General features: G+C 56.9%; 7 protein-coding genes. 3 read left to right on the forward strand and 4 right to left on the reverse strand.

The window, feature by feature from the left end; genetic code table 11:
* Position 1: 1 nt before the first annotated feature.
* Positions 2–3,769, reverse strand: a complete 3,768-nt coding sequence (gene tamB, locus HA43_RS03970; protein WP_094111027.1) for an autotransporter assembly complex protein TamB — start codon at positions 3,767–3,769, stop codon at positions 2–4.
* Positions 3,766–5,505 carry an autotransporter assembly complex protein TamA gene (tamA, locus tag HA43_RS03975; RefSeq protein ID WP_094111028.1) on the reverse strand — a complete coding sequence of 580 codons (1,740 nt, stop codon included), beginning with the start codon at positions 5,503–5,505 and terminating at the stop codon, positions 3,766–3,768. The genes tamB and tamA overlap by 4 nt, the downstream gene beginning before the upstream one ends.
* A gap of 451 nt (positions 5,506–5,956) precedes the next feature.
* On the opposite strand from tamA, the gene paeA reads away from it, so the two are divergent.
* Positions 5,957–7,294: a polyamine export protein PaeA gene (gene paeA / locus HA43_RS03980; RefSeq protein WP_039380584.1), complete on the forward strand. Its 1,338-nt coding sequence runs from the start codon at positions 5,957–5,959 to the stop codon at positions 7,292–7,294.
* 98 nt (positions 7,295–7,392) lie between these two features.
* Here the strand turns inward: paeA and HA43_RS03985 are convergent, their stop codons facing one another.
* Positions 7,393–7,599 (reverse strand): DUF1107 domain-containing protein, encoded by a 207-nt coding sequence (locus HA43_RS03985; protein ID WP_039380586.1) that lies wholly within the window; start codon positions 7,597–7,599, stop codon positions 7,393–7,395.
* Positions 7,600–7,910: 311 nt separating this feature from the next.
* On the opposite strand from HA43_RS03985, the gene HA43_RS03990 reads away from it, so the two are divergent.
* The gene (locus HA43_RS03990; protein ID WP_094111029.1) at positions 7,911–8,468 is read left to right on the forward strand and encodes a YtfJ family protein; all 558 of its coding nucleotides are present in this window, start codon (positions 7,911–7,913) and stop codon (positions 8,466–8,468) included.
* A 29-nt stretch (positions 8,469–8,497) separates the two neighbouring features.
* Here HA43_RS03990 and cysQ read toward each other — a convergent pair whose 3' ends face one another.
* On the reverse strand, positions 8,498–9,244 hold the full coding sequence (cysQ, locus tag HA43_RS03995; protein ID WP_094111030.1) for a 3'(2'),5'-bisphosphate nucleotidase CysQ: 747 nt from the start codon (positions 9,242–9,244) through the stop codon (positions 8,498–8,500).
* A 293-nt stretch (positions 9,245–9,537) separates the two neighbouring features.
* Between cysQ and HA43_RS04000 the strand changes: the two genes are divergently transcribed.
* Entirely contained in the window at positions 9,538–11,469 is a 1,932-nt protein-coding gene (locus HA43_RS04000) for a bifunctional 2',3'-cyclic-nucleotide 2'-phosphodiesterase/3'-nucleotidase (protein WP_425298522.1), read from the forward strand.
* The last annotated feature ends 55 nt before the right edge of the window (positions 11,470–11,524 follow it).

An 11,524-nucleotide genomic window follows, 5' to 3' on the forward strand; every position in this document is an offset into this window, starting at 1 on the left:
GCTAGAACTCAAACTGATAGAGCAAATCCAGCGCCTGATCGAGACCAGACACAGCTTCCAAATAGAGTTTTGGCATCAGGCGATAACGCAGAGTCAGCGTCGCCAGTGAGTCAAAGATACCTACGCCATATTTCACCTGCAGCCCCGGCAGCACATAGCCGCTGACCTGAACCTGCTGGCTGTCACCTACGCCTGTGGTATCAAGCGCAAGATTACTGACGCCAAACGTCTCACCGATTTTACCCACAACCTGCCCACTTTGTGCAACCCCCAGACCTACCAGCGCGGAGGTTAATGCATTACTGTCACCGTCGCTGTTCAGTCCCTGACCGCGTAACAGGTAAGAGAGCGCTTCCTGCTGCGACATGGCCGGGTCGGAGAACACTTCTACTTTCGGCTCATCCGCCAGACCGGTCACGCGCAGACCCGCCGTGACATCATCTTCAGTGGCATCCGGGTTGCGGATCGCTTCCAGATTAACATACGGCTGATCCGGCGGGCCGGCAAACTGCAGCTCACCTTTGCGGACGATCAGATCCTGCCCATAGGCGTGGAAACGGCCTGACGGAATATTGATCTGCCCGTTAAGGCCGAGTCCGGTTTTATCCTGTACCAGCTTCAGGTCGCCGCTGAGGCGCGCTTTCAGGCCAAACGCGGAGAGGCGCACATCATTGCCGACGTGGATCACCAGATTACTGTTAATCGGGATGGCAGCCGTTTTTGGCGCTATAGGTTTGAGGTTCTCATCCAGCATCACTTCATCCGATGAGACGCCGGTAGCGCTCGCCGGCACCTCCTGTACGGTGATACGCGCCCACGGCACATCCACTTTACCGTCCAGGCTGAACGCGGCAGGCGTCGCCTCAAAAACCAGATCCGGCGAGACATCCATGCGCACCATCGGCGGCACGGTAACGCGAATGCGGCTGCCCTGCGCCGTGACACGCGCACGCCAGTTATCGAGCTGGCTCCAGTCAGCATTTCCGCCCAGATTCAGGCTGCCCTGCTGCGTCTGAATCAGACCATTCAGCGTAGAGCTCATGCCGTTGAATACCATGTTCAGGTTAGCCGACGTCAGCGTCACCGGCATAAAGCTTGCCTGGGCGTTGACATCGCTCAGGCCGAGCTGGCCAAACACCTGCGGACGCTGCAGCGTCCCGCCCAGCCGCAGATTGCTGTTGAGCCTGCCCTGCACTTTCTCGCCCTGCGACAGCGCCGGATTCAGCATTGCCAGGGAGATGTTGCTGATGCCGATGTTGCCGGAGAGCTGTCGCCGGTTCTGCGGATCGTTGATCTGCACATTGCCGTTAAGCTGGCCATTGTTAGCAATACGGATCAGCCAGTCGAGCTGCGCGCGTCCGTCACGCAGTGCCGCGTTGAGGTTCAGCGTATCGAACGCTATCGGCAGCGCATTGCCCTGCACATCCTGCACGACTTTTACGCCACTGCCTTTCAGCGCCACGGTGCCGGTTGGCAGCGCGCCGTCCGCGCTCCAGTTAACGCGCACATCCCCGCTGAACAGACCGCTAAGCCGGGTGGCATCGGTCAGAAACGGCTTCACCATCGCCAGATCAAAGCGATTCAGCACAACGTGCGCCCGGCCGCTCGCGCCCGCCTCTATCGGTTCCGGTACGCAGAGCTGTGCATTGGGGTTCTGCCAGCAGTGCGGGCCAATGGTTGCGCTCTGCTTGCTGTTGAGATAGTCAATCGCCATGGCGCGCGTCAGGCGCCACTCGCCGACCGGCGTATCAAACCGGGTATTATTCAGCGACCCCTGCCAGCGGCCAGCCTGGCGATCAAAGCTGCCGTTCAGCGCCAGCTGACCTGAAACCGGCTCACCCTGAACATTGAGTTTCAGCTGATGCTGCTTCTCGCTGCCGTCGGCGTTCAGCGTCAGCAGGTTGATTTTCAGCGCCTCCTGCTGCAGCTGTTCCACGCGCAGCTGCAGCTTGCCGGCCACCTGCTCACCCGACTTAATGTCGCTCTGCAGCGTGGCGCGACGGATCAGCAGCTGCTGCCAGCGCAGGCCGGTAGCGGTGAGATCGGCCAGCAGCTGCGGCGCCTGCAGCGTGCCGCGCGCGTTGATAGCCCCTTTGACGACGCCGCCAAGGCCCGGCAGCGCATTGTCGAGACGCGGTGCATCCACAATCGCATCCAGATTCAGCGTATCGCCCAGTTCGCCTTTTACATCCAGATAGTTACGTCCCAGCGCCACATTCAGGCCCGGAATTTTCCACTGGTTGTAGCTGTTACCGCTCAGGGAGCCTTGCGCGCGTACGGCATTCTGCTTCACGTTACCGTTAAGCTCCAGCTTCGGTACGCGCAGCTGCCAGCTGCCGCCGTAAAGGCTGCCGCGCGTGGTGATTTTGCCATCCAGCTTCGCAGGCCAGTCAGGATACTGCTTCGCCGTATTGATACCGGCCAGCGTCAGCTCGCCGCGCCAGCTAATCGCTTTGCGCCAGTCCACCAGCGCCGAGAGATCGATGTTGCCCTGCAGCGCGGCGACGCGCAGTTTATCCAGCGTAAACTGCTGCTCGTTGCCGTTGCCATCGAGCGTAATCGTTGCCGGTGGGATCGCCTCGCCTTTTACCGCCGTACGCAGCGACATCACATAGTCGGTGGCTTTGCCTTTGAACTGATAGTCGAAATTATCTGCCTGGTACTGCACCGGTCCGGTCAGCGGCCAGCGCAGCTGCGGGCTGGTCAGCGTCAGCGACAGCGGCAGTTCAGCGACGGCAGGCTGTGCCGTCGCCGCAAGCTGCGCGCGCACCGGTCCGGAGAGGTTCAGCCCCAGCTGCAGCTCGTCGCGCATTTCACCGCCCAGCGTCAGCTTCACTTTTTCGCCTTTTACCGGATCGATATTCAGCGCGCCGTTCAGCGTGAAGTTAACCGGCCAGTTGCCCGCCAGCTGCGCGTCACCGCGGGCGCTCACCTGGCCCTGGGGTGAATCGATATCAAACGTCTCCAGCTGCAGATGCGTATCTGCCGTTTTGGCTTTTACCAGCAGGCGCGAGAGAGTGAGATCCGTATCCCCGGTAATGCGCAGCTGCTCGCCGAGCAGCGACTGGACGGTGATATCCAGCGGCAGACGGAAGTCAGGCAGCTCCGGCAGCAGCGGTTTGGCAAACAGCGCCTGCAGCGTTTCGCCCAGCGGTTTTTCGTCCGGCTGCGGCTGCTGAACTTTCGGCTGAACAATCTCTTCATTCGCCACCTGAGCCGCTTTTGGCAGCGCAATCAGCAGGCTCTGGATACGGGTAGGATAGAGCGTCAGCGCCCGATCCTGCCACTGCAGACCGGTGCTGAAATCGAGCAGTGAAATCGCCGTATCATCAACTTTAACGTTGATATTGTGCAGCGCGACATTCCGCAGCGCGATCGGGTAAGGCGTACTGAGATTAGCGCTGCCCGGCTCCTCCGGCGGCGGCTCGCTGGCCGGCGTCATTTTTTTGCTGTCGACCACCACACTGACATCCTGCAGCGCGAGCGCGTTAACGCAGACCGACGAGTGCAGCAGACAGTTGAGATCCAGTGCGAGATGAAAGCGCCCGGCATCCACGCTGACGCCCGGCATCTCATATTTCACATTATTCAGCGTCAGATTGCGCCAGCCGCCCTCAACCTTGCCAATTGAGAGGCCGGGTACCCAGCGATCAGCACCTTTCAGCAGCAGATGCAGACCCGGCGTCGTGCCAACCAGCAGCGCCACGCTGCCCAGCAGAACGACCAGAAAAATAATCAGGCCGATCAGGACCTTTTTCCACAGCTTCATAGTTCCGGCCCCAGTCCGACATAAAATTGCAATCCATGCTCCTTGTCATCGCCAACAGGCCGGGCGATATCAAACTTAATGGGCCCGACCGGCGAAGACCAGCGCACGCCTACGCCTGCACCCGTCTTGAAGTTGCTCTGCTTAATATCGTTAACCGCTTCACCGGAGTCGATAAATACCGCGCCCCACCATTTGCCGGAGACGTTGTACTGATACTCCAGCGATCCGGTGGCCAGTTTCGAGGCACCGGTCAGCTTGCCCTCTTCGTCGCGCGGCGAAATATTTTTATATTTATAGCCGCGGATGCTGCGGTCCCCGCCGGCAAAGAAACGCAGGTCGGGCGGCACTTTTTCAAAATTATTGGTTTCAATCCAGCCCAGGTTGCCGCGTGCGACAAAGCGATGTTTATCCGCCAGCGTACGGATCCAGACGTTCTGCGCCTGCAGGATCAGGAAGTCGACATCGGAACCCCAGGTGGTATCAGAAACGTCGACCGAATAGCGCTGTGAATCGCCCCACGTGGGCATCAGCCCGCCGCGCGACCGCGTGCGGTTCAGGCTCAGGCCCGGATAGAGCAGCATGGTGGTATTGGTTACGTTACCCTGGGTAAAGTGATCGAGACTCCAGCGCAGGTTAACCGCTTTCTGCCAGCCGGAGCTGCTGTCCCAGTTACGCGACATCGCCAGCGTTGTGGTATCCGATTTCGTATCGTTGAGATCGGTACGCTTCAGGCCGCCGGAAAAGGTGTAGTACTGCTCCAGCGGGCTTTTCAGCAGCGGCACTTTGTAGCTGAGATCGAGCTGCTGCTCCGGCGCGGAGACATAGGCGCTGGCCGCAAGACTGTGGCCGCGATCGTTAACCCAGGGTTTTCGCCAGGTGCCTTTCAGGCGCGGGCCGACGTCGGTAGAGTAGCCTACGCCGGTTTCGATGGTATTTTCCACGCGCGGCGAAAGTGCAGCGCTGAGCGGCAGCACTTTGGTTTTACGCCCTTTATCAAAATCCGGGGCCACCACGACAGAGTTAAACCAGCCGGTGGCGGAAAGGCGGCGGTTCAGCTCAGCCAGCTCGCGTGAACTGTAGGGATCGCCTTTCTTAAACGGCACCAGATTATGAAGATAGGCTTCATCTATCTGCGAGCCTTCAAAGCTGACGTCGCCAAAGCGGTAGCGCGGGCCGCTGTCGTAATCGATATCCCAGAAAGCCAGCCGCCGCTCTGCAGAGACGCCGAGCTGGCTCTTTTTGAAATCACCATCAAAATAGCCGTTACGCAGCGCCAGGTTAGAGAAACCGCTTTTGAATTTATCGTAGGTGCCGTGGTTCAGCTGCGATCCCACTTTTGGTCTGCCCTGCTTTACCCACGCCTGGTAGTCCGGATCCTCTTTCGCTTCGCCCTCGATCACAATGGTGCTGCCGCCGATTTTTACCGGTTCGCCGGCTGTCACATGGGCAATCAGAACCGGACGACCACCCTGTGGCGGGGGCGGACGCGATTCAAAGTCAATCTGCGGTTCATAGTAGCCGAGCGCGCGCAGTCCCTCTTTAATGGCATTTGAGACGCGCGCCTGAAAGCGCCCGTCACTGGAGACTTCATCACTGCCAATAGTGGACAGGCGCGCCCTGACATTTTTTTCTAAATCCCCGGTAAGACCTTCTACCTGCAGTCGCACTTTCGCTGCCTCAACGGCAGGCGCAGCAAGCAGCAGGCTGGCCAAACAATAAGCATGAAATCGCGGCACGCGTACTCCTGTTATCAATGCCTGCCCCCCTTCCGCAGGGGCGTTAATCAGTCAGGCAGGGTTTCACTTCTCCCATTTACCCATCAGCATAGCCATCTTTTAAGGCAAGCGGCTACGTTAAACCCACGACTAAGCCAAATTGATCGCTATTGTCGGTAATTGATCGCGGTGATACAACCGGGATGCCGTGCTTCTGTGCGCCGCTGCGCTGCTGTCGGATAAATCTGATGTCACCGATCGTGCCTCTGGCGGCATGACAGGCGCTGCTGCTATAATCACCGACCAGCAGGCCCTGCCTGCATTCAATTCTGCCCCGACGTTACTTTCTATTGTCGAACTGGCGCAGACATTTTTGGCACGGATAGCCCTGTCAGACTGGTGTGTACCGGACGTACCCCTCTTCGCGCTGCCCAGGCCAAAAATGACAAGTGATTAACTCAACGGATCTTTTATGCTAGATAGCCTGCTTGTCATACTTTTACTGATTGTCATCAGTTCCTTTTTTTCTCTTTCGGAGATCTCGCTGGCGGCCGCCCGCAAGATCAAACTTAAACTGCTGGCTGATGAAGGCAATATCAACGCGCAGCGCGTGCTGAAGATGCAGGAACAGCCCGGCATGTTTTTTACCGTGGTGCAGATCGGCCTGAACGCGGTCGCGATTCTGGGCGGTATCGTTGGTGACGCAGCGTTCTCCCCCGCTTTCAGCAGCCTGTTCAACCGCTTTGTGGAGCCTGAGCTGGCGGAAAAGCTCAGCTTTATCTGCTCCTTTACCATCGTAACCAGCCTGTTCATTCTGTTTGCTGACCTGACGCCCAAGCGCGTCGGCATGATCGCCCCGGAAGCCGTCGCGCTGCGTATCATCAATCCGATGCGCTTTTGCCTGCTGGTCATGCGGCCCCTGGTCTGGCTGTTCAACGGCCTCGCCAACGTCTTTTTCCGTCTCTTTAAGCTGCCGATGGTACGCAAAGATGATATTACCTCTGACGATATCTATGCGGTGGTAGAGGCGGGTGCGCTGGCCGGCGTGCTGCGCAAGCAGGAGCATGAGCTGATTGAGAATGTGTTTGAGCTGGAGTCGCGCACCGTTCCCTCTTCCATGACCTCGCGCGAGAACATCGTCTGGTTCGATCTGCGTGAAGATGAGCTGAGCCTGAAAACCAAAATCGCCCAGCACCCGCACTCAAAGTTCCTGGTGTGCGACGGCGATATCGATCATATCGTCGGCTACGTTGACTCTAAAGAGCTGCTGCTGCGCGTACTGGGTAATCAGAGCATGGCGCTTAACAGCGGCGTCCAGATCCGCTCGGCGCTGATTGTGCCGGATACGCTGACGCTGTCGGAAGCGCTGGAGAGTTTTAAAACCGCCGGCGAAGACTTTGCCGTGATCATGAATGAGTATGCGCTGGTGGTAGGTATCATCACGCTGAATGACGTAATGACCACGCTGATGGGCGACCTGGTGGGTCAGGGGCTGGAAGAACAGATTGTTGCGCGCGACGAAAACTCCTGGCTGGTCGAAGGCGGCACCCCGATTGATGATGTTATGCGCGTGCTGGATATCGATGAATTTCCGCAGTCCGGCAACTATGAGACCATCGGCGGCTTTATGATGTATATGCTGCGCAAAATCCCGAAACGCACCGACTTCGTGAAGTTCTCCGGCTATAAGTTTGAGGTGGTGGATATCGATAGTTACCGTATCGATCAGCTGCTGGTGACGCGTATTGATGAACGCCCGCCGGCGCTCAGCGTGAAAACCAGTGATGATGAAAATCCATCGCTCTCCTGATCGATAAGCGCATGGCCGTGAAGCCACAGCGCTAAAACAGAAACAGCAGAAACATCAAGGGCGCCAGCGGCGCCCTTTTTACTGCCTGATTTTAACGCTTAGTTATACTCAGCCTGCAGTCGCAGCACCTGACGATTGATTTCTGACATTACGCTGAGGTGCTGTTTATCTTTAACGCGCGGCAAAATCACTTTGCCTTTATCAAACTCAAACGCGCCAACATCCTTGATATACAACCTTCCTTTAAATAGCGTTTTCACATATTTCGCAATTTGCAGCGGATTATATCGCTGGAAGATCTTCATGCTGTTTAACTCCTGAACAGATGTAATACGCTTCGCCGTTGCCAAATGGGTACGAACTCATGAAGCGCAAATGAGGCCTAAATATAGAACAGGATTTTTGATCCGGGTTCCGGAAACATGAATTTTTTACTGAATTGACACATCATTACAGACAACTCTGTCATTCAGCTCACAAAATCCAGTATAAACCTTTGTTGGTTACAGATTTGTGGCGCAGGTTGCAAAGCTGCCAGGTTTTCGCGACAGGCGCATCATCCGCGCTTACCATGACAAAAATATGACTAACTGGTCTGATCACTAAGGAGCACTCTATGCGTCTGGCCCTTCCCCTGCTTGCGATCGCCCTGCTATTGCCTGGCCTGGCAGCAGCACACGCTTTTAAAACCGGCGAACGCGTGCCGCCGGTGGGTGTTGCCGATCGGGGCGAGCTGATGTATCAGCAGGATAAGTTCAGCTATCAGCCGTGGAACAGCGCTCAGCTTAGCGGCAAAGTACGGGTGATCCTGCATCTCGCCGGACGCATCTCAGCTAAAGAGCAAAACGCGGCGCTGATTGAGGCGATCAAAGCAGCCCAGCTACCACACGATCGCTATCAGACCACCACGCTGGTCGATACCGATGACGCCATTCCGGGGACCGGCATGTTTGTGCGCAATAGCATTGAAAGTAACAAAGCGCAGTTCCCCTGGTCGCAGTTCATTATCGACAGCAACGGCAGCGCGCGAAAAGCCTGGCAGCTGGGAAAAGGGGAGTCGACCGTAGTGGTGCTGGATGAAACGGCACATATCCGTTTTGCGAAAGAGGGAGCGCTGACGCAGGATGAAGTTAAACAGGTGATGACGCTGCTTCACTCTCTGCTGCAGCCGTAAATAACGGGAGGCGTGCGCCTCCCGATGCATTAAAACAGAGAAACGCGGAAACCGGGATTCAGGAAGGATTCGCGCGGCGTATAGTCAAGCGTACGCCCCTGCCAGTCATGCACATGGGCCCCCGCCGCCAGCGCAACCGCATGGCCTGCACCGGTATCCCAGATATTGGTAGGCCCGAAGCGCGGATAGAGCTGCGCTTTACCTTCGGCCACCAGGCAGAACTTCAGCGATGAACCGATAGCCGTGGTCTGGTGTTCGCCCAGCTGCGTCAGGTACTCCTTCAGCTCCGGATCGTTGTCAGCGTGCGAGCGGCTGACGACGACCAGCGGTGGCCGCGCATCCAGCACGTGAATGCGGGTAGTCTGCCCCGCCTCCTCTTTCCACGCTTTACCCTCTGCCGCTGAATAGAGCACGCCCAGCGCCGGCGCATAAACGACGCCCATCACCGGCTTACCCTGATCGATCAGGGCAATGTTGACGGTAAATTCGCCGTTACGCTTGATAAACTCTTTGGTGCCATCCAGCGGATCGACCAGCCAGTAGCGCTGCCACTGCTGGCGGATCGCCCAGGCTGGCGGATCCTCTTCAGACAGGACCGGCAGATCGGGCGCGATCGCTTTTAAGCCCTGTATGATCACATCATGGGCGGCCAGATCCGCCGCGGTAACGGGTGAATCATCCGCTTTACGGGTCACGTCCATCGGCTGTGCGCCGTCATAGACCTGCATAATTGCATCGCCTGCGTCGCGCGCCAGCTGGCAAATTTTATCTAACATGCTTCACCTCATTTTCGCAGAAATGCGCTTTCCGACCCGGACTGCTGCTCTTCAGAGTCTGGCAGGTAAAGCCCCGCCTGTCTGTTGCCGGCATCGTATTCAATAATAGATCGTATTATCAATACCATAGATTGCAAAGGGTAACTATGGCGCATTGCTGAATCGCCTGCGGTCGCGGAAAAAAAGCAAAACCCCGATATCTATCACAAATTGAACTGATAATTTGTCACGGTTTTACATTATTTTGAGAAGCCTATTAGGTAAACAAGGAGAGAGCCGTGTTCAGAGTGAACATGTCGTTACTGGCGCTGTGTCTGGCAGCCGCTACCGCTCAGGCTGCGACTGTGGATCTGCGTATTCTGGAAACCACCGATCTGCACAGCAATATGATGGATTTTGATTATTACAAAGATAAATCCACGGAGAAGTTTGGCCTGGTGCGTACCGCCACGCTGATTCAGCAGGCGCGCGCCGGGCGCAAAAACAGCGTGCTGGTCGATAATGGCGATATCATTCAGGGCAGCCCGCTTGGCGATTATATGGCGGCAAAGGGGCTGCAGCCAGGCGAAGTGCATCCGGTTTATAAGGCGCTGAACACGCTGGATTACGCGGTCGGCAACCTGGGCAACCACGAGTTCAACTACGGCCTTCCTTATCTGCAGCGCGCGCTGGCAGGTGCACGCTTTCCCTATGTGAATGCCAATATCATTGATGAAGCCAGCGGTAAGCCGCTGTTTACGCCCTATCTGATTAAAGAGACCACGGTTACCGATCGCAGCGGCGCTCAGCACACATTGAAAATCGGCTATATCGGCTTTGTGCCCCCGCAAATTATGGTATGGGACCGTAATAATCTGCAGGGCAAAGTACGGGTTGAGGACATTACTGAAACAGCAAAGCGTTATGTACCGGAAATGCGTGCAAAAGGGGCTGACGTTATTGTTGCGATTCCCCACTCCGGCCTGAGCAGCGAGCCGTATCATGCGATGGCGGAAAACTCTGTGTGGTATCTGAGCCAGGTGCCGGGCATTAACGCAATCATGTTCGGTCATGCGCATGCGGTATTCCCCTCAAAAGAGTTTGCTGCGATCAAAGGCGCTGATATTGCTCAGGGGACGCTGAACGGCATACCCGCCGTGATGCCAGGAATGTGGGGCGATCATCTTGGCGTGGTCGATCTGGTGCTGAGCAACGATCGGGGATCGTGGCAGGTGACGCAGGGTACTGCCGCTGCGCGTCCGATTTATGACGCAGCGGCGAAGCGATCGCTGGCGGCAGAGGATCCCGCACTGGTTGCGGTACTGGCAGACGATCATCGCGCCACGCGCGAGTTTGTCGCTAAACCGATCGGCAAAGCAGCAGATGTGATGTACAGCTATCTGGCGCTGGTGCAGGACGATCCCACCGTGCAGATTGTGAATAACGCGCAGCGTGCCTATACCGAACGCTTTATTCAGGGCGATCCCGATCTGGGACGCCTGCCGGTGCTGTCGGCAGCAGCTCCGTTTAAAGCAGGCGGCCGCAAAAACGATCCTGCAAGCTACGTGGAGGTTGAGAAAGGTGAGCTGACGTTTCGCAACGCCGCCGATCTTTACCTCTATCCCAATACGCTGGTTGTGATGAAAGTGAGCGGCGCTCAGGTAAAAGAGTGGCTGGAGTGTTCAGCTGCGCAGTTCAATCAGATTGACCCGCACAGCAGCAAACCGCAGTCGCTGATTAACTGGGATTTTCGCACCTACAATTTTGATGTGATAGATGGCGTGAATTATCAGATTGATGTGACGCAGCCAGCCCGCTACGACAGCGAATGTGCCCTGATCAATCAAAACGCCTCGCGTATCCGTGAGCTCACGTGGCAGGGCAAGCCGGTTGATCCCGCAGCAACCTTTCTTGTGGCAACCAATAATTATCGCGCCTGGGGCGGTAAGTTTGCCGGCACCGGCGACCGGTTTGTCGCCTTTGCCTCGCCGGATGAGAATCGCGCCGTAGTGGCAGCCTATATCAGCAGCCAAAGTAAGCAACAGGGCGCCGTGCAGCCGCAGGCAGATCATAACTGGCGTTTAGCGCCCATTAAGAGTGAGACGCCGCTGGATATTCGTTTTGAGACAGCGCCGGGCAGTAAAGCAACGCAGTTTATAAACCAGTATGCCGACTATCCGATGAAGCCAGTAAGCACAGACGAGACGGGCTTTGCTATCTGGCAGGTCAACCTGCAGCACCCCTGACCCCGCCCGCCCGTCACCAGGGCGCCATTAATGGCGCCCCTACACCGACCCGCCT

The sequence above is a fragment of the Pantoea eucrina genome, from assembly GCF_002095385.1.
Taxonomy (GTDB): Bacteria; Pseudomonadota; Gammaproteobacteria; order Enterobacterales; family Enterobacteriaceae; genus Pantoea; species Pantoea eucrina.

What these genes read in the sequence shown, in the direction of transcription:
- HA43_RS04000 (WP_425298522.1), top strand. Translation starts at nt 9,538, where the DNA reads ATGTCGTTACTGGCGCTGTGTCTGGCAGCCGCTACCGCTCAGGCTGCG.
- tamB (WP_094111027.1), bottom strand. Translation starts at nt 3,769, where the DNA reads ATGAAGCTGTGGAAAAAGGTCCTGATCGGCCTGATTATTTTTCTGGTC.
- paeA (WP_039380584.1), top strand. Translation starts at nt 5,957, where the DNA reads ATGCTAGATAGCCTGCTTGTCATACTTTTACTGATTGTCATCAGTTCC.
- HA43_RS03985 (WP_039380586.1), bottom strand. Translation starts at nt 7,599, where the DNA reads ATGAAGATCTTCCAGCGATATAATCCGCTGCAAATTGCGAAATATGTG.
- cysQ (WP_094111030.1), bottom strand. Translation starts at nt 9,244, where the DNA reads ATGTTAGATAAAATTTGCCAGCTGGCGCGCGACGCAGGCGATGCAATT.
- HA43_RS03990 (WP_094111029.1), top strand. Translation starts at nt 7,911, where the DNA reads ATGCGTCTGGCCCTTCCCCTGCTTGCGATCGCCCTGCTATTGCCTGGC.